This window comes from Dokdonia sp. LLG6352-1 (assembly GCF_045055815.1).
Classification (GTDB): Bacteria; Bacteroidota; Bacteroidia; order Flavobacteriales; family Flavobacteriaceae; genus Dokdonia; species Dokdonia donghaensis.
This window is the reverse complement of sequence record NZ_CP159329.1, coordinates 1,648,830-1,670,000: the sequence shown is the minus strand read 5'-3', so window position 1 is coordinate 1,670,000 and position 21,171 is coordinate 1,648,830. Positions and strand designations below refer to the sequence as shown.

At 40.8% G+C, this 21,171-nt stretch carries 9 protein-coding genes, 2 tRNA genes and 2 rRNA genes (1 of these 13 cut by a window edge); 9 read left to right on the top strand and 4 right to left on the bottom strand.

Translation table 11 applies throughout. From position 1 onward, the window contains the following. The 4 genes from ABVM49_RS07430 to ABVM49_RS07415 form a co-directional block, all read right to left on the bottom strand. Positions 1-483 (bottom strand): 23S ribosomal RNA (locus tag ABVM49_RS07430) (it extends 2,344 nt beyond the left edge of the window). Between the two features lie 213 nt (positions 484-696). Further along, positions 697-770 (bottom strand) — tRNA-Ala (locus ABVM49_RS07425). 132 nt (positions 771-902) lie between these two features. Next, a tRNA-Ile gene (locus ABVM49_RS07420) sits at positions 903-976 on the bottom strand. Between the two features lie 209 nt (positions 977-1,185). After that, positions 1,186-2,709: ribosomal RNA gene (locus ABVM49_RS07415) — 16S ribosomal RNA — on the bottom strand. The 16S and 23S rRNA genes sit together here with 2 tRNA genes alongside, the layout of an rRNA operon. A 746-nt stretch (positions 2,710-3,455) precedes the next feature. Here ABVM49_RS07415 and thrS point away from each other — a divergent pair. From thrS to ABVM49_RS07370, 9 genes are all read left to right on the top strand, one after another. Then, positions 3,456-5,399 carry a threonine--tRNA ligase gene (thrS, locus tag ABVM49_RS07410; protein WP_405201358.1) on the top strand — a complete coding sequence of 648 codons (1,944 nt, stop codon included), beginning with the start codon at positions 3,456-3,458 and terminating at the stop codon, positions 5,397-5,399. A 65-nt stretch (positions 5,400-5,464) separates the two neighbouring features. Further along, the gene (infC, locus tag ABVM49_RS07405) at positions 5,465-5,977 is read left to right on the top strand and encodes a translation initiation factor IF-3 (protein ID WP_262485475.1); all 513 of its coding nucleotides are present in this window, start codon (positions 5,465-5,467) and stop codon (positions 5,975-5,977) included. 117 nt (positions 5,978-6,094) lie between these two features. Further along, positions 6,095-6,292, top strand: a complete 198-nt coding sequence (gene rpmI / locus ABVM49_RS07400; RefSeq protein ID WP_021778209.1) for a 50S ribosomal protein L35 — start codon at positions 6,095-6,097, stop codon at positions 6,290-6,292. Positions 6,293-6,413: 121 nt separating this feature from the next. Continuing rightward, entirely contained in the window at positions 6,414-6,758 is a 345-nt protein-coding gene (gene rplT, locus ABVM49_RS07395) for a 50S ribosomal protein L20 (protein ID WP_021778208.1), read from the top strand. Between the two features lie 244 nt (positions 6,759-7,002). Next, positions 7,003-15,513: a T9SS type B sorting domain-containing protein gene (locus tag ABVM49_RS07390; protein ID WP_405201357.1), complete on the top strand. Its 8,511-nt coding sequence runs from the start codon at positions 7,003-7,005 to the stop codon at positions 15,511-15,513. 483 nt (positions 15,514-15,996) lie between these two features. Beyond that, complete coding sequence (locus ABVM49_RS07385) at positions 15,997-16,665, top strand: TetR/AcrR family transcriptional regulator (RefSeq protein WP_405201356.1); 669 nt, start codon at positions 15,997-15,999, stop codon at positions 16,663-16,665. 27 nt (positions 16,666-16,692) lie between these two features. Next, positions 16,693-18,360 carry a peptidase domain-containing ABC transporter gene (locus tag ABVM49_RS07380; protein WP_405201355.1) on the top strand — a complete coding sequence of 556 codons (1,668 nt, stop codon included), beginning with the start codon at positions 16,693-16,695 and terminating at the stop codon, positions 18,358-18,360. Continuing rightward, positions 18,361-19,713 carry an HlyD family secretion protein gene (locus tag ABVM49_RS07375; protein WP_405201354.1) on the top strand — a complete coding sequence of 451 codons (1,353 nt, stop codon included), beginning with the start codon at positions 18,361-18,363 and terminating at the stop codon, positions 19,711-19,713. After that, positions 19,713-21,119 carry a TolC family protein gene (locus ABVM49_RS07370; RefSeq protein WP_405201353.1) on the top strand — a complete coding sequence of 469 codons (1,407 nt, stop codon included), beginning with the start codon at positions 19,713-19,715 and terminating at the stop codon, positions 21,117-21,119. Before ABVM49_RS07375 ends, ABVM49_RS07370 begins: the two co-directional genes overlap by 1 nt. Positions 21,120-21,171: the final 52 nt, after the last annotated feature.

The following is a 21,171-nucleotide window of genomic DNA, read 5'->3' as shown; positions in this document are numbered from 1 at the left end:
GTACTGGTTCACTATCGGTCTCTCAGGAGTATTTAGCCTTATGGGATGGTCCCCACAAATTCATACAGGGTTTCACGTGCCCCGCACTACTCAGGATACCACTATCTGTAACTGTCTTTACCTATACAGGACTATCACCTTGTATCGTTGCTCTTTCCAAAGCATTCTAGTTCATAAAGCACAAAATAACGTGGTCCTACAACCCCAGCAATGCCGTAACATTACTGGTTTGGGCTAATCCGCGTTCGCTCGCCACTACTAGCGGAATCACTATTGTTTTCTTCTCCTCCGGGTACTTAGATGTTTCAGTTCTCCGGGTTTGCCCCATTTCTGGTGATATATCTTCAATATACCGGGTTGCCCCATTCGGATATTTGCGGATCAATTCTTGTGTGCAGATCCCCGCAACTTTTCGCAGCTTATCACGTCCTTCATCGCCTCTGAGAGCCTAGGCATTCCCCATACGCCCTTAATTAGCTTATTGTACTTAATTGCTCTTTTAAGGGCTTATGTATAAAATACATAAACCTTTATATTATAATGAGTTATTCATATTATTATTAATTTGCGTATATAGCGGCTAGGCTATACACGACTTCTCGTATTCTTTAATTATTTCCCAATATGTCAATGAACGGTATCAACTACAAGTAAACTCGTAACTAATCGCCAACAATTTAAAATTGATAGCTTATGTGGAGAATATCGGAGTCGAACCGATGACCTCCTGCGTGCAAGGCAGGCGCTCTAGCCAGCTGAGCTAATCCCCCATTTCTATGAAATCAAGATGATGACATCAGATTTCGAATGACGAAGTAATGATTCTCAACTTCTAAAATTTCCTTCAAAATGTAATACGTATGAACGTCACGATTTATAAAGCTTTCGCGAAAGCATAAAAGTAGTCTCAGGCAGACTCGAACTGCCGACCTCTACATTATCAGTGTAGCGCTCTAACCAGCTGAGCTATGAGACTGTCTTAATAGTCTATAGCAATCAAGTGTAATTGTTAGTAAAAACTAATTCTTACTTACTCAATTCCTACTTCCTTATTAATAATTAAATCGACAGCTATTGAAAACTAAAACCTATTACTAACCATTCGGTTGTAAGTCGTTTGCTGTTTGTTAATGATATCGCTACATAATAAATTACATAACTCACAATAACAGGGACAAGCTCTAGAAAGGAGGTGTTCCAGCCGCACCTTCCGGTACGGCTACCTTGTTACGACTTAGCCCCAGTTACCAGTTTTACCCTAGGCCGCTCCTTACGGTGACGGACTTCAGGTACCCCCAGCTTCCATGGCTTGACGGGCGGTGTGTACAAGGCCCGGGAACGTATTCACCGGATCATGGCTGATATCCGATTACTAGCGATTCCAGCTTCATGGAGTCGAGTTGCAGACTCCAATCCGAACTGAGATAGGGTTTATAGATTCGCTCCTTATCGCTAAGTGGCTGCTCTCTGTCCCTACCATTGTAGCACGTGTGTGGCCCAGGACGTAAGGGCCGTGATGATTTGACGTCATCCCCACCTTCCTCACGGTTTGCACCGGCAGTCTGGCTAGAGTTCCCGACATTACTCGCTGGCAACTAACCACAGGGGTTGCGCTCGTTATAGGACTTAACCTGACACCTCACGGCACGAGCTGACGACAACCATGCAGCACCTTGTAATCTGTCCGAAGAAAACTCTATCTCTAAAGCTGTCAGACTACATTTAAGCCCTGGTAAGGTTCCTCGCGTATCATCGAATTAAACCACATGCTCCACCGCTTGTGCGGGCCCCCGTCAATTCCTTTGAGTTTCATTCTTGCGAACGTACTCCCCAGGTGGGATACTTATCACTTTCGCTTAGTCACTCAGTCCGAAAACCAAACAACTAGTATCCATCGTTTACGGCGTAGACTACCAGGGTATCTAATCCTGTTCGCTACCTACGCTTTCGTCCATCAGCGTCAATATATTGTTAGTGATCTGCCTTCGCAATCGGTATTCTATGTAATCTCTAAGCATTTCACCGCTACACTACATATTCTAACCACTTCACAATAATTCAAGACATACAGTATCAATGGCAATTCTATGGTTAAGCCACAGACTTTCACCACTGACTTATATGCCCGCCTACGGACCCTTTAAACCCAATGATTCCGGATAACGCTTGCACCCTCCGTATTACCGCGGCTGCTGGCACGGAGTTAGCCGGTGCTTATTCTTATGGTACCGTCATCAATCTACACGTAGATCTTATTCTTCCCATATAAAAGTAGTTTACAACCCATAGGGCAGTCTTCCTACACGCGGCATGGCTGGATCAGAGTTGCCTCCATTGTCCAATATTCCTCACTGCTGCCTCCCGTAGGAGTCTGGTCCGTGTCTCAGTACCAGTGTGGGGGATCTCCCTCTCAGGACCCCTATCTATCGAAGTCTTGGTAAGCCGTTACCTTACCAACTAACTAATAGAACGCATAGTCATCTTATACCGCCGAAACTTTAATTATTTAATGATGCCAAAAAATAATACTATGGGGTATTAATCTTCGTTTCCAAAGGCTATCCCCCAGTATAAGGTAGATTCTATACGCGTTACGCACCCGTGCGCCGGTCGTCAGCAAATAGCAAGCTACTCCTGTTACCCCTCGACTTGCATGTGTTAAGCCTGCCGCTAGCGTTCATCCTGAGCCAGGATCAAACTCTTCATCGTGTGTTGTTAATAATATTAACTCCTCACAACTCGAAATATCCGGTCAATAATAAACTTCTAGTTTTCAAATTCTTTGTAATAATACCCGAAAGTATTAATACGCGCTGTCAATTCAATAAGTCAATGAACTTTTCCTAATTCCTAAAAACTAGAAAATCAATGTTAATGCAAGAGGAATCGAACCCCTTTTTATCCTTCCAAAACATTCAAAAAAATTACTTGAACTTCGCTAGATGTGTTACTGTTTCTCTAAGCGGGTGCAAATATACAACTGTTTTTAATACTGACAACTTTATTTTGAAAAAAAAATTATTTTTTTCTGAAGCAATAAAAACAACAATTCTAAGAACAACTCTTACAAATAAACCTCTATTTGTTAGCGGCTGCAAAACTACAACCTTTTTTGACTTTACAAACTATCTTTTGAAAATAATTTGAAATAAATTTTAAAGCCAATTAAACAGACATTTAGTAAGAACTACCGCTTGCAGTCAAACGGGTGGCAAAGATACACAGAAGTTCAAGCCTGACAAGAAAAAATGTGAAATATTTCTAAAATCGCTCTCAAAAACCCAACTACAACAGCTCTTAAAACCATATAATCCTGATATGCTATTAATTGAACACAAAACACCTTTCGCGAAAGCGTAAAAAACTTTGACCTATATATAATGTAAAACAGATTACCTGGTTATTGTAAACCTACATCGAACATCATATCTTTGCTTCTTATAAATAATCGAACTATGATCAATATCACTTTGCCAGATGGCAATGTAAAACAGATGGACAAGGGAGCTACTCCTATGGATGTCGCAAAGAGCATCAGCGAGGGGCTGGCGCGCAACGTTATTTCTGCAAAATTTAATGGGGAGACCGTAGAGACCTCTACCCCACTTACAGAAGATGGATCGATTACCTTATTTACCTGGAATGATGATGAAGGGAAGACTGCTTTTAGACACTCTTCTTCTCACGTACTTGCTCAAGCTATATTAAAGTTATACCCTGGAGCGAAACTTACTATAGGTCCAGCTATAGAAAATGGTTTTTATTATGATGTTGATCTAGGTGATCAAACTATTTCTGATAAAGACTTTAAGAAGATAGAAGATAAGATGCTCGAGATTGCTCGTGGAAAGCACGATTTTAAAATGCGATCTGTAACAAAGCAAGAAGCTCTTGATAAATATATAGGTGAAGGAAATGAGTTTAAGGTAGAACTTATTGAGAATCTAGAAGATGGAACTATCACTTTTTGTGATCACGACGACTTTACAGATTTATGTCGCGGGGGACATATACCTAATACAGGTATCATAAAAGCCGTGAAGATTATGAGTGTTGCTGGTGCATACTGGCGTGGTGATGAAAACAAACCACAACTTACTCGTGTTTATGGAACTTCTTTCCCAAAACAAAAAGATCTTAAGCAATACCTAGAACTTCTAGAAGAAGCAAAAAAGCGTGACCACAGAAAACTAGGAAAAGAACTAGAACTATTTACCTTCTCACAGCGCGTAGGTCAAGGTTTACCTTTATGGCTACCTAAGGGAGCTGCTTTACGTGAGCGTTTAGAAAACTTTCTTAAAGCTGCACAAAAGAAGCAAGGCTATGAGATGGTGGTATCTCCACATATAGGACAAAAAGAATTATATGAAACATCTGGCCACTATGCAAAGTATGGAGCAGATAGCTTTCAACCTATACAAACACCTAACGAGGGTGAAGAGTTTTTACTCAAACCTATGAACTGTCCTCACCACTGTGAGATATACAACAGTCGCCCGTGGAGTTATAAAGAGCTACCTAAGCGCTTTGCAGAATTTGGAACCGTATATCGCTATGAGCAGTCTGGAGAGCTACACGGTCTTACGCGTGTAAGAGGATTTACTCAAGATGATGCACACATATTCTGTACACCAGACCAGCTGGATGAAGAGTTTATGAAAGTAATAGACTTGGTACTTTATGTTTTTGGCTCATTAGGCTTTGAAGACTTTACCGCTCAAGTCTCTTTACGTGATCCAGAAAATCCAGATAAATATATAGGAGAAGACGAAAACTGGGTGAAAGCAGAAAATGCAATTCTTAACGCTGCAAAAGCAAAAGGGCTTAACTATGTTGTTGAAACTGGTGAGGCAGCATTTTATGGACCTAAGCTAGACTTTATGGTAAAAGATGCCTTAGGTCGCAGCTGGCAACTAGGGACTATACAGGTAGATTACAACTTGCCCGAGCGTTTTGAATTACAGTACAAAGGCAGTGACAATGAGATGCACAGGCCGGTAATGATACACCGCGCCCCTTTTGGTAGTATGGAGCGATTTGTTGCTATATTATTAGAACATACGGGTGGTAATTTCCCACTTTGGCTTATGCCACAGCAAGCTACAATTCTGACATTGAGTGAGAAATATGAGAAATATGCTCAGAATGTATTAAATTTGCTAGAAAATCACGAAATTCGCGCCCTTATAGATAACCGAGGCGAGACTATGGGTAAGAAAATACGGGAAGCAGAGATGCAAAAACTTCCGTTTATGCTTATCATAGGAGAGCAAGAGGAAAAAGATGGCACAATATCTGTAAGAAGACACGGTGGTGAGGATTTAGGTAGTATGACTATAGATGCTTTCGCAAAAATTGTCTCTACCGAGATTGCATCGACAATGAAAACATTTGATTAAGTTTAATTTAAAATAGAAAAGCCATAGCAATACGTAGAAAAAGATCGAGAGGTCCTGCAAGGATCATTAAGGAAGACCAACACAAAATCAACCAAAAGATACGTGCAAAAGAAGTACGTCTAGTGGGAGACAATGTGGAAGTAGGGATTTACCCTATCCAAAAAGCACAAGCACTAGCTAGTGAACTAGAGCTAGACCTTGTTGAAATATCACCTAACGCTGCTCCGCCAGTTTGTAAGATTATAGACTATAAAAAGTTTGTATACGAGCAAAAGAAGCGTGAAAAGATAATGAAGGCAAAAGCCTCAAAAGTGATAATCAAGGAGATTCGTTTTGGTCCTAACACAGATGATCACGACTACGAGTTTAAAAAGAAACACGCAGAGAAGTTCCTTAAAGAAGGAGCAAAACTTAAAGCGTATGTTTTCTTTAAAGGTCGTTCTATCATCTATAAAGACAAAGGAGAAATACTACTTCTTAAACTAGCTCAAGAGCTAGAAGAGTTAGGAAAAGTAGAGCAACTCCCAAGACTAGAAGGAAAGCGTATGACAATGTTCATCGCGCCTAAAAAGAAATAAATACAATACAGACTCGAGTGTAACTCAAGAACTGTAGTTATTATAAAAACCCTCCTACTCATTGAGTAGGAGGGTTTAGTAAGAAAATAAGTGAGATAATTTAAAAAATAGGAACAGATGCCTAAAATGAAAACAAAATCCAGTGCTAAGAAGCGTTTTAAGCTTACCGGAACTGGTAAAATCAAAAGAAAGCACGCTTTTAAGAGTCACATTTTGACAAAAAAATCTAAGAAGCGCAAGCTAGCTCTGACGCACGATGGTCTTGTACACGAAGCAGATGAGAACAATGTTAAATTGATGCTTAACCTTAAGTAATCACTTTAACCGGTTAAAACAAATTATTTTTAAACCCTGGAGTATGGCCGTCTCGCCGCTTAAGAGCGAGATACACAAGAGCACACAGCGTGTGTCGCCTGCTACAAAAACACATTAAATTATGCCTAGATCAGTAAATTCAGTTGCTAAAAGAGCCCGAAGAAAAAAGGTGATGAAGCAAGCCAAAGGATACTTTGGAAGACGTAAAAACGTATGGACAGTTGCAAAGAATGCAGTAGACAAAGCAATGTCTTATGCATACAGAGACCGTCGTCAGAAGAAAAGAAATTTCCGTTCATTATGGATTACTCGTATTAATGCGGGTGCTCGTATGCACGGTATGTCTTATTCTCAGTTTATGGGAGGAGTTAAAGCAAATGGAATCGAGCTTAACCGTAAGGTGCTTGCAGACCTTGCTATGAACCACCCAGAAGCGTTTGAAGCAATAATTAATAAAGTAAAGTAAGGCGCAAGCCTCATTTAATAATACATCTCACTTATATAAAATCCTGCTCTTTTGAGCGGGATTTTTGTTTTTCAACTCATTTAATTACCGTGTTTACCTCTATAGTTTACAAGGGTATTTACGCTTTCGCGAAAGCGTAATACAACACCTCACACCTTCAAAAGCAGACAATTACCTCCCCTCTAGCACCTTGATAGTCAAAATATCACTATTTTTAAGGCACACCTTATACCAACTAGAGGTTATGAAAATCCAAAACTACGCCCTACTTATAGTAATCTCGCTATGTACACTTCCTGTATTTGCACAACTGGGGAGTACTCATTATTTACCGCCGTTACATACACGAGTAGGAATTACTAATGCCACAATTTATATTTCTACACCTAATGGTAGTGCAACAACCCCTGTAGACGTAGAGATAACTACAGGAGACGGGACCGTATTGCAGACAAGCCAGATTTGGAATGGCAACACTAGCACGTATGAGATAGATGTGTCTGGCAACTCTCCAATTCTTGTAAGTCAATCTCAACTTAACACTGCTATAACCACAAAAGGGATTATAGTAAATGCTTCAGATCTTATTTATGTGAGTTTGAGAACATACGTAACAAATCACGCAGGATACCTCACCGCCAAAGGTGAAGACGCCTTAGGCTCTAGGTTTAGATTAGGGAGTGCACGATTACTTAACACTAATGGATCACACAGTTTTTTTGCCAGCATTATGGCTTCTCAGGATAATACAACCGTTACATTTTCTGATTATGATGCTGCAAATATGGTTTTTCAAAATGGTTTAAACCCCACTATTAACCTTAATACAGGAGAAACCTTTGTGGTCTCTGGCTACAGTAACACTGTCGCAAATAGTGAAGGTTTTATAGGTGCTCTAGTTGAGTCGGACAAGCCTATTGTAGTTAATACAGGAAACTTAAATGGCAATTTTTATCAAGGTCAATTTGCAAGCTTATTTTCTGATATGCTTATTGATCAAATTGTAGATGAAAGCGCTACCGGTTTTGAATATATGCTCATAAGAGGTGGTGGTAATGATAGTTCTGAAGTTCCTATTATTATTGCGAATAATGACAATACCGATATTTATGTAAATGGTGATTTTATTGCAAATATTCCAAATGCAGGTGACTTCTTATATCTGGATGACCCATCTTTATATTTACCTAACACGGGAGATGCTCATAGAAATATGTACATCTCAACTCAAGACCCCTCCAAGACGTTATATGTATATCAAATGCTAGCAGGAAGGAATGGTACAAATGAAGATCCTACCAATGGAGGTTCTAATTTTCCTAGCGCAACACCTGGTATGAATTTTATACCTCCATTAAGTTGCTTCTTTCAGAAAACAGTAGATTTAATACCTGAAGTCACTGAGATTTATCCTAACAATCCACAGAATTTTACAGGTAATGTTTTAATAACATCAAGAGTAGGTAACACTGTAACCGTTAATGGAACAGATTTAAATCCAGCAACTGCACTCCAAAATCCAGGCACCTCAGAATGGGAAACCTACTTTGTGAGTGGGTTAATGGGTGATGCTGTAATTGTTTCTGATGGACCCATTGCTGCTGGTCTGTTTGGTAGTTTTAATTCAGCCGGATTTGCAGGCTACTACTCAGGATTTGCTGTAACACCAGAAGATACAGATACAGATATATGTACTGCAGCTGGACCCATAAATCTTCTGGAGCGGTTTGATGGTAATCCGCCCACGGGAGGGACTTGGACACCTCCTTTAGATAGTGGTACAGATATTTTTGACCCTACTACAGATCCTATATCTAATCCCTCACTCATATATAACTACGTTGCTGTGGGCGATTGCGATCCTATAGATGTTGATATCACAATAACCCTAGTGGATAATCCTTCTATTGATGTTATAGATGATCTTACTGCTTGTGAAACTTTTTCACTCTCTGACCCCGCTACCCTTTCGGGAAATTTTCTCAACAACCCTCAATATTACACAGCTCTACAATCTGACCCTACTGCCGCGCTTATAGACTGGACAACTCCCATCACCACAACAACTACTGTATTTGTTTATGATGAAAATCCCGCAGACCCAGATATGTGTCCCGATGAATTTAGCTTTACCGTAACTATTACAGATGAAGCAATAGCAAACCCTGTACCACCAGTACGTATATGTGATGATAATACAAATGATGGTACTGCGATTTTCAACTTAGAAATGTTGACCGAAAATATCATTTTAGGTTCTCAAAGCGCAGCTAGTTTTACAGTGACCTGGCATACTACAGAGCAACAGGCTATAGATAATGTAATGCCTTTTACTACACCTGCTGCTTATGATACAACAAGTACAACTATTTACGCTAGAATAGAGAGTAACTCTAGTGCGATTTGTTTTGACACCACCGCTATCGACCTCATAGTAGACAGTCAACCCACAGCAAATGCAGTTCCTACACAAAACATTTGCGATGATAGCTCTGCAGATGGAATAGAGAACTTTGACCTAACAACCCTTAACAGTATTATTTTAGGAACTCAAAGTGATACATTATATAATATAGACTTCTACCCCACTCCTACTGATGCTTCTTCAGAAACAAATCTAATTACAACTCCTACTAATTTTACTGTTACCGGCACAGAAACTATTACTGCCAGAATAGATAATGTAAGTAACGATAGCTGCGCAGATTTTACAGACATTACTTTAACTATTATACCACAAGCTACAGCTACAGACCCTGGATCATATATAGTTTGCGATGACAGTGCAGATGGAGATGACACAAACCAGTTTACTACCTTTGACTTATCTACACTAGATGATGATATTCTAAATGGTCAAAACCCTACAATTTTTACTGTTACATATCACGATAATCTAGGAGATGCAAATGCAAACAATAGTGCTCTCCCCACCTCATTTATTAATACTGATGCAGAAGTACAAGCCATCACGGCAAGAGTTTCAAACACTCAAAACGATGCCTGCTTTGCTATTGTTACTTTTAATATAGTTGTTGCTCCTCTACCTATCATAAACTCTCCTGTATCACTAAGTCAGTGTGATATTGATCAAGATGGCTTTGCATTCTTTAATCTAACAGAGGCGCAAGTTTTATTAAGCAGTGATTCTGAAAATGAGACATTTCTATATTATGACCTTAGTGGTGCTGCAATAGCTAATCCTACAGCGTACACAAACCAAATACAAAACAACGAATCCATAAGCGTTACTATTTCTACCATAAATGGATGTACACGTCAGGCTCAGATTGACCTTGAGGTAGATACTTCAGAGATACCCGATACTTTTCAATTAGAATATTTTGAGTGTGATACAGATAGTGATGGTCAGAGTATCTTTGATTTTTCTGATGCTACAGCACAAGTGTTAGCTTTATTTCCTGCTGGACAGATGCTCACTGTAAGCTATTACGAAACCCAGCAAGAAGCAGAAACAGAGACCAATCCTATTACGGCAACTATTGATGCCTATACAAATAACCTCACCTATACAGATGCAAATGGACAGCAAGGTATTTGGGTACGTGTAGATGGCGATACTGCAAACGACTGTCGTGGTCTAGGGATACACGTATTGCTCAATGTGGAGGCTAACCCCACCTTTCTACCCAACATCTCTTCACTTGAAGAATGTTCACCTATCGCAAACGCTGCACAATTTGATCTAACCGAGAACGATGCCGAGATTACGGGCGGTGATCCTAATATTCTAGTTACTTATTATGAGAATGTAGGGAATTACACGGCGATGAATGCCATTGCCAGCCCTACTGCTTTTTCAAACAGTAGCAACCCTCAGACCATTTACTACAGTCTAGAGGATGCTACTACAGGTTGTACGACGTTTGATTTTGTCAACCTTGCAATGAACTTTGAGCTCATCGTAAACCAGAACCCTGTACTCACCACACCTACCGAGCTTCAAGTTTGTGATGATGATGGTGTGATAGATGGACTTACCACGGTAGACCTCTCTTCAAAAGATATAGAGATTACGGGTGGCTTTGATGCAAACCTTACCATCACCTACCACCTAGACCAGGCTGGGGCCGATGCTGGTGATGCAAGTATCCCAGACAAAACAATGTTTACAATGACCACCAATCCTCAGATTGTAGTGGCTCGTGTGACTGATAATACCACGGCTTGTTATTCAACGGTGAACCTTTCTGTGCGTAGCTTCCCAGTGCCGGTACCCGTAACCCCTGCAGATTATGAGGAGTGTGATGATGATAACGACGGAGTTTTTGACTTCTTCGTGCTCTCCTCTAGAGACACCGAAATCACCGGTGGCGACCCAACCCTTACCGTCGCCTATTACCTCACCCAGGCAGATGCAGATAATGCACCAGTAGGTCAGGAGCTTGATAATATGATGTATATCAACAATGAGCCTTTTGAGCAAATTGTGTATGCCCGTGTCTTTAACGATGCTGGTTGCTACAGTACCACACCGCTTACCTTGCGTGTACTCAACACCCCGATGCCTAACCAAGATGCGCTTCCATACGCCTTGTGTGATGACGATACTGATGGGCTTCAGCTATTTGATTTAAGTACACAAGAAGCTAATATTCTAGGCGGATTAGACCCTACAATGCATACGGTGGAGTGGTTTTCTTCACTCGCTTCCGCGGAAGCTGGTACTCCTGCCATTGCAACTCCTAACGCTTATACGAGTAATACCGCTACCGTATATGCCCTAGTAACCGATACTGCACAGATGACCACTACGATGACCTTCTGTAGTAATATTGCTCCTTTAGAACTTATTGTAAACCCATTACCAACTCCTATCCAACCTGCCGAATACGAGCTCTGTGACGATATAGAAAGCGGTAGTGATATCGATGAGTTTGCAAGCTTTGATTTACGTAGTCGTGACGATGAGATTACTGGTGGTAATGATGACTGGAGTGTAAGCTATCACCTCACCCAAGCAGATGCAGATGCGGGTACACCAGCACTTGCAGATATGTATCAGAATGTGGTGATGGCAAACCAAACCATCTTTGTACGTGTAGAAGATATAGTAACGTCTTGTTATGAGACCATCACCTTAACCTTAGTGGTAAATCCATTACCATCACCTACCACCATAGCACCGGTAGAGGAATGTGATACAATGGCAAATGATGGCGACCCAGATAATGATGGGGATGCTATTTTTGATCTTACAGGTCAGGTAACGACAGACATTATAAATGGCGAAGCCTTTGTGGGACTTAGTTTCCACGAGACAATTGCCGCTGCGGAGCTAGGTACACCAGCCATTGCAAACCCAGCAACCTACCAGACGGTATCAAGAACTATCTATGTACGTGCAACAGATACAGACCCAGCTACCAGCACTGAGTGTTACCGTATCGTGGAGTTAGAACTTATCGTGCAACCTGCACCGGTACTACCTACCACCATCCCAGACCTTACTGAGTGTGATGATGATGGGGACGGGCAAGCGCTGTTTGACCTTACACAAAATGATGCCGTGATCTACGGGACACAAACCCCTGCAGCTATAACACTTACGTACCACGAGACGCTTGCCAGTGCAGAAGCTATGGTAGGCAGTGCGGCAGATATGCCTATTGCAGACCCTGTAAACTACCTTGCCAGTGCACCAGCTACCCAGCTGTGGGTACGTCTAGAAGACACCACAACAGGTTGTACTGTTGTAGGTACTTTTAATCTAAACATTGCAATGATTCCTACCATCACTCCACCAGGGCTTTTTGAAGCCTGTGATAGTGCGGGTGCCCTCGTAGGAACCGATGATGATGGGATTACCACTTTTGACCTTACCAGCCTTGATGCAGGTATTACCGGTGGCGACCCAACCCTTACCGTGACCTACTATGAGTCGCAAGCAGACCTAGATGCCGGTATTGCAAATGCTATTGCCACACCAGAGGCATATATCAATGATGGTAGTAGTCCGCAGACGCTTTTTATCTTAGTAAGTAGTAGTGATGCAGGAATGTGTGGAGCAGAGACCACGGTAGACCTGCAAGTTAATCCGCTACCTGTTATTGGAGAACCTTTACCAGAAGCGATAGCCTGTGATGAAGACAATGATGGTTTTGGAGCCTTTGATTTGCAACAGTATAATGATGACTTATTAGCAACCCTTACAGATATCACCCTACGTTTTTATGAAACCCTAGATAATGCCACGGCAGACACGGGAGCAGGGCAGATAGATATTACCGTTCCTTATAACAACATCACAGGGATGACCTCACTGTATGTGGTAGCACAAGATACCAATCCTGCTACGGCAACGGCTTGTACTAAGATTTATGAATTTGAGCTTGTGGTATATCCTATCCCTGAGATTCCTACGGCTCTTGAAACCCTTACCGAGTGTGATGATGATAATAACCTGATGGAAATCATCGACCTTACTCAAAACGAGGTTGCCATCATAGGGACACAAGATGCAACCACGCTTGTCATCACGTATCACAACACCCTCGCAGATGCAGAAACGGGTAACAACCCAATTATTGATCCAGCCAACTATAACGCAACACAGATGATACCACTTGAGGTAATCTGGGTACGTTTACAAGTAAATGATGGTAGTCCAAATATGTGTGCTGCAGTGAGCTCTTTTGAAATCTCTGTAGAAAGCCCACCTACGGCAAACCCAGCCAATGATGATCTAGACCTAATGGTTTGTGATGATGATGCAGATACCTTTAATGTATTTGACCTTACCGTTAATGAGGCAAGTCTTACCGGTGGTGATCCATTACTATCTGTGACCTATTATGCAAGTCTTGCAGACCAGATGAGTGATACGCCTATTGCAGACCCTACGGCTTATACAAACATTCAGAACCCACAGACGATACAGGTAGTAGTCTCTAGCGCAGCAGGATGTACTGACCAGACTACTTTTGACATTGAGGTGTTACCACTACCTACGCCTAACACAATGCCAGATGCCGTAGAGGTATGTGATGCCACGACAGATATTGATACTGATGGCGATGGGGTGATTGACGCTGGTTCTGGTTCAGATACCGATGGGTTTGAGAGCTTTGATCTTACGGGTGTGATTGCTCAGATAGGTGGAGGGGAGCCTGTAGATATCTTAGTGTATACAGATCTCGCTTTCGCGGAAGCGAACCCAGACGACCCAACGCTTGCTGTGGCAGATGTTACCAATTTTATCAATACCACATCTGGCAACCAAACGCTCTATGCACGTGTGGAAAGAAATGTGCCAGGCGATGATGATTTAGATAACGACGGAAACTTATGTTATGTGATTGTGCCTTTTGAGGTGATTGTAAATCCGCTACCTGTCTTGGCAGAAGCGGGACCTATTGATTATACCTTCTGTGAAGAATTTGATGGAGATGATACAATGGGAAGTGTGGATCTTACGACCCTTGCAGATGAGATAGGGATTCTTGCAGCGCCACAGGTAACGAGTGATTTTACGATAAGCTATCACCAGTTACTAGTGCAGGCAGAGGCAAACACTGCAGCACTAAGTTCGCCATACACGGTGGCAGATGGTGAGGAGCTTTTTGTGCGTATTGAAGATAACACCACGGGCTGTGTGAACTTTACAAGCATCATCTTTACAGTAGAAAGTCGTCCAGAGGTATCTCCAGCAGATAATATGGTACAGTGTGCCGATGATCTTGGGATTAATGTTGCACCTAATCAAGATGAGGCCACTTTTGACCTTACGCAGCAGAATGCTATGATTACCGGCGGGGTAACTGACACTTCTGTAACCTACTACACCAGCCTTGCAGATGCAGAGGCAATGATTAATGCGATAGACACGCCTAGTGCTTATGTGAATACGAGTAACCCACAGACTATATATGCCAGAGCGGTTAATACAGCTAGTAACTGTGAGAGTACGATGGTGGTAGACTTTGAGATTTTTGTGCAACCACTACCATATACAGACCTTAGCAATGAGGGTGGACAGATTTGTGTGGATGAGATTACTGGAGAAACTTTAGAACCATTTACAATAGATGGTACGGTAGAAGATCCTCAGATTGGGGTGAGCTATAGCTATGCGTGGACGCTCGATGGTGCATTGATATCACAAGACCCTGTGGTGACTGTAGATGCTGCAGGAACCTACCAGGTGCTGGTCACAGCTACGTATGTAGATGGTACGGAATGTGATTACCTTGCCGAAGCGGTATATACAGCAGAGAGTGCACCGGTGTTTGAGGCGATTGTACTAGAACCTTCTTTTAATAGTAGCGGGTTGTATACGGTAGAGGTGATAAATATCACAGGGGTAGATCCTACCTCTGAGTATGAGTTTGCACTAGATGATGGCCCGTTCCAGAGTAGTACGACTTTTACAAATGTGACTCCAGGGACGCACACCATTTTCGGAAGACTAGCAAGTGGTAACTGTTCGATCTCTGAGTTTGAGATAGGGATTATAGATTACCCGCGCTTCTTTACACCTAATGCAGATGGTTTCCACGATACGTGGAATATCATAGGGCTAGGAGTAGACCCTAACCTGAATGCGAAGATCTTTATCTTTGATAGATACGGGAAGCTCTTAAAACAGCTGAGCCCTACTAGCCCAGGATGGGACGGTACCTTTAATGGCCAACCGATGCCGAGTAACGACTACTGGTTTAGAGTAGAGTTTACAGAGGTAGATGACCTAGGGACACAGAGAACGGTTAATGGGCACTTTACGTTGAAGCGATAGGTCTTAAGAACTCATAGTGCACTAACAAATTTTAAACATTCATTTGCAACAATTTAATTAAAGAAGAATTGTGGTTAAAACCTCTGTGTAGAAATGAAACCATCGTATAATCTTGAAACTTTGGAAATGGAACTAAGTCAGGAGTAATTTGTTTAACTTTTACTTTATAGCATTCAAAACCAAAGAGATTCAATAGCTTTACTCTATAGCCCCGATTGCAATGAAAATCCCGTAACTGCCTGACAAGGCCGGCGTGAGGAATTGCAATGTAAAGCGGGAAACCCCCTATTTAGAGAGGCTCTAGCCATCGTACTCCTTAATAATTATAAAAGTTTACACACGTAGAAACTTTCTTTACAATATAATTACACTCTACGTCTATAGGCTATATTACAACTGTTGCTACCTCAACAAAATGCATCGCTTTCACAACAAATAGTTAAACTTTTAATTATAATAGTATTACTATTATATCTTTGTGATATGGAAAGATTACGCATACAAATCACAATAGATCCAGCCTTGTACACTCGTGATCCAGAGACCACAGACCTAGGTCGTAAAATCGTGAGTAAGAGTATTGAGATGATAGATGAGCTAGGCTTTGAAAAGTTTACTTTTAAGAAGCTTGGCCTTGCAATTAACTCTAATGAGAGCTCGATATACCGATATTTTGAAAGCAAACACGCCCTTCTAGTATATCTTGTAAGCTGGTACTGGAGTTGGATTGAGTACAAAATTGTTTTTGCGACTACTAACGTAAGTGACCCTTCTATAAAACTGCTATCTTGTATAGAACTCCTTACTAAAGATGTTATAGAAGACACGAGTATATCTTATGTAAACGAAGTAATACTGCACCGCATAATCGTAGCGGAATCATCAAAAGCATACCACACTAAAGATATAGATAAAGAAAACTCAAAGGGATACTATAAAACTTATAAGCGAGTGGTACAGCGTGTGAGTGACTTTGTTACAGATATACACCCTACGTATGAGTACCCACATATGCTTATCTCTACGGTAATAGAGGGCGCACATCACCAGCGCTACTTTTCAAAGCATTTACCATCACTTACAAATGTATGTGAAGGAAAAAATAACATTACAGAATTTTATAAGGAATTAGTACTTAATGCTATTAAATAGTTGCATTATATAAAGACACATCTTATTATGAATAAAGAAATGACTCCTTGGAAACGTTTTCTAAATATGCTTAAACTCGATAGACGAGACATCAAGCAAATTTTATTTTATGCGATTTTTGCAGGTCTAGTAGCACTCACACTACCTCTGGGTATACAAGCAATTATAAACTTAATACAGGGTGCGCAAGTGAGTACCTCTTGGATTGTGCTTGTTGTACTCGTGACACTAGGTGTTGCCTTTCAAGGAATACTGCAACTTATGCAAATACGTATACTCGAAAACATACAGCAAAAGATTTTTACAAGATCATCTTTTGAATTTGCATATAGATTTCCTAAAGTTAAAATGAGCGAATTGCGTGATGTTTACCCACCAGAGCTTGCAAATAGATTTTTTGATACTCTTACAGTACAAAAAGGATTATCAAAAATATTATTAGATTTTCCAGCGGCGATATTACAAATTGTCTTTGGTTTAATGCTTCTCTCCTTTTACCATCCATTTTTTATTATTTACGGTTTTTTACTTGTCATCTTAGTGTATCTCGTTTTTAAATTTACCGCAATAAGAGGGCTACAAACCAGTCTTGCAGAATCTAAGGGTAAGTATAAAGTGGCACACTGGCTACAAGAAATAGCGAGATCGCTTATAAGCTTTAAACTCTCGGGCCGCACCTCACTAGCTATGGAGAACAATAACACACTTACCGAAAAATACCTTGAGGCTAGAGAGAGTCACTTTAGAATTCTGGTTATACAGTTTATACAAATGATAGGCTTCAAAGTGCTTGTCACTGCGGGACTCTTACTCATAGGTGGACTACTAGTTTTAAACCAGCAAATGAACATTGGTCAGTTTGTAGCTGCAGAGATTATAATCTTACTCGTAATAAGCTCTGTAGAAAAGCTTATTACTGGGCTTGAGAGTTTTTATGATGTACTTACATCTTTAGAAAAAATAGGGCAAGTGGTAGATAAAGAGATAGATCCTCAGGTAGGTTTTGATCCTTTTGAAAATCATAAAGACACAGATATTCAAATAGATAATGTAACCTACGCTACCCCACAAACGGGTGATATACTCTCAAACATAAAACTCAAAATAGAGACAAAAGACAGGTTGCTCATAGATGGGGTGTCTGGGTCTGGTAAAACTACTTTATTAAAACTTATCTCTGGTATCATAGAGCCTACCGCTGGCGCTATTTATATAAACGATCTATCTCTCAAGGGGCTACATCCTAATGCATATAGGTCTCAAATAGGGCAAGTACTCCCGGAGCAAAATCCTTTTGAGGGCACGATACTAGAAAACATCACATTTGGCAATAAAGAGATTTCTCAAGAGCGAATTAACGAGGTTATAAAAATAGTAGGCCTACAAGATTTTGTGCGACAGCAAACTAATGGTTTGCGTACAATGCTCTTTCCAGAAGGACAGCAAATCCCACATACCATATCTAAGCGCATCTTGCTTGCAAGGGCAATAGTACACGAGCCTAGAGTACTACTTCTCAAAGATGCTCTTGAGCATTTTGAAAGTACAGAGGCACGCGCGATTATGGATTACCTCATCCACCCAGATAGACCTTGGGCACTCGCTGTCTCTAGTAATAATAAAGACTGGCAGACACTATGCACTCGGTATATCAAACTCGAGAATGGAAAAATCATAACTCAAAAGAAAAACTAAATGCTTAATATATCTGAAAATCAACTTAACAAGAAGGTGGATATACGTGGGTATTCCGCTTTCGCGAAAGCGCAAAAAAAACAGCACTTTAAGTACTTTAATAGATTTCTCGTGGCCTTTGCCATAATAGGCGTGATTATCCTCTTTTTACCCTGGACTCAAAACGTTACAGGAAAAGGATTTGTAACCACTCTGACACCAGACCAAAGACCACAAACCATACAGTCTCAAATACCAGGACGTATAGAACAATGGTTTGTACGCGAGGGAGATTATGTGAAGAAGGGCGACACTATACTGCGCATTTCTGAAATTAAAAATGAATATCAAGATCCGCTTCTTGCCGAAAGAACTAGACAGCAGCGTGATGCAAAAAGTAATGCCGTGGGCTCTTATAAGTCTAAAGTACAAGCGCTAGAAAATCAGCTAGGGGCTTTACAGCGTGAGCGCGGTTTAAAACTACAACAGGCAGAAAATAAACTTAAACAAGCACGCTACAAGGTGCAAAGTGATAGTATAGACCTAGTAGCTGCAAGAACAAATAGAGATATTGCTCAAACACAGTACGAACGTACCGCAACATTACAATCTGAAGGTTTAAAAAGTACAGCAGAGGTAGAAGATAAGCGCCTTAAATTACAAGAGACAGAGGCAAAACTTATCTCTCAAGAAAATAAATTACTAGCTAGTCAAAATGAGGTACTTAATGCAACCCTAGAGATCTCTAGAACACAAGCTACCTATGCCGAAAAAATAAGCAAAGCTCAGAGTGATAAATTTACAGCCTCATCTGCTCAATATGACACAGAAGCACAGGTAAGTAAACTAGACAATGCATCTACTAATTATGAGATACGTAGCACATTACAATATGTAGTTGCTCCTCAAAATGGATATATAAACAAAGCCATAAAAGCAGGTATAGGAGAAACTTTTAAAGAAGGAGAGCAACTGGTAGGCATTATGCCATCCGACTATGACCTAGCTGTAGAGACTTTTGTAAGACCTATAGACTTACCACTCATCCATACCGGTGAGAGTATACGTGTACAATTTGATGGATGGCCTGCTATCGTATTTAGTGGATGGCCAGATGCCTCTTTTGGGACCTATGGAGGTACCGTGGTGGCTGTCGAAACTTTTATAAGTAGTAACGGAAAATTTAGAGTTCTTATCGCTCCAGATCCAGAGGCCGAAAGCTGGCCAAAAAACGTTCGTGTAGGCTCTGGCGCACAAACTATTGCTTTACTTAATGATGTACCTATCTGGTATGAACTATGGAGACAGCTCAATGGTTTCCCTGCAGACTACTATTTACCAGATGGAAAAGAACCTGTAAAAGATAAAAAGTAATGAGATTAAACACCTTCATTATATTAACAAGCTTGTTAAGTCTGTTTACTACTGTGAGTCACGCTCAAGAGAATGTCTCAACCCTAGAAACCACTTTTACTTTTGAAGAGTTTATAGGCTATGTAAAGCAGCACCATCCGCTTATTAAACAGGCAGAGCTTGTACTTACTACTGGCGAGGCAAACTTACTTAAAGCTCGAGGGGGATTTGACCCAAAAATTGAGGTAGACTATGACCGCAAGAAGTTTAAAGGGACTGAGTACTACGACCAGCTCAATGCTACTTTTAAAATTCCTACCTGGTACGGGATAGAGCTTAAAGGAAATTTTGAAGAAAATACTGGAGAGTTTCTCAACCCTAACCTTACCGTTCCAGAAGATGGATTGTACAGTGCTGGTGTATCTTTTTCTCTTGCACAAGGACTTCTCATTAATGATCGTATGGCAACGCTCAAAAAGGCTCGCTTTTTTGAACAACAAACGCAGGCAGATAGGGACTTGCTGGTCAATAATCTCATATTTGAAGGAAGTCTGGCCTATTTTGACTGGCTAGAGGCAGAAAATGAAAAACGTATCTACACCACCTTTTTAAAAAATGCAACGACTAGACGTAAAGCAGTAGAGCGCAGTGTAGAAGAGGGTGATAAGGCCGCTATAGATATTACCGAAGCTCGTATTACAGAGCAAAACAGACGACTTAATCTCGAAGCCGCAACACTCAAAGCGCAAAAAGCTCGTCTTGTGGTGAGTAACTTTTTATGGCTAGACGGTATCCCATTAGAAATAAATGAGACAGTAAACCCAGTGTTTCCAGATCTTACAGTACTTGATACCTCACTCCTACTAGCTGGTATCACAGACGTCTCAGTTTTTATGGCAAACCACCCTAAATTGAGAAGTCTAGACGCAAAAATCAATAGTTTAGAAGTAGATAGATTTCTTAAGAAGAATAAGCTTTTACCTAAGGTAAACTTGCAATACAACTTCTTAACCCCAGATGGAGACCAACTCAATAGCCTCAATACCGCAAACTATAAAGCCTTTGTAGATGTAAGCTTCCCTATATTTTTACGTAAAGAACGTGGAGACCTTAGGCTTGCAAAAATTAAGGTACAAGATGCAGAGTATGAGCGTAGCGCAAGCACCCTTTCTATACAAAACAAACTAGAAGCCACACAGGCAGAAATCACATCTCTGGCTACCCAAAATACACTTATTGCAAATATCGTAACAGATTATGAAGCACTAGTAAAGGCCGAAGAACGTAAGTTCTTTTTAGGAGGTAGCTCACTCTTTCTTATTAACTCACGTGAGCAAAAGCTTATAGATTCAAGACTCAAGTCTAACGCACTACTGGTAAAACAACTGGCTGCTAAGGCCAAGTTATACAACGCTGCAGGATTATAATTTTTTACGCTTTCGCGAAAGCGTAACCACCCACAACACAAATATCTTATTA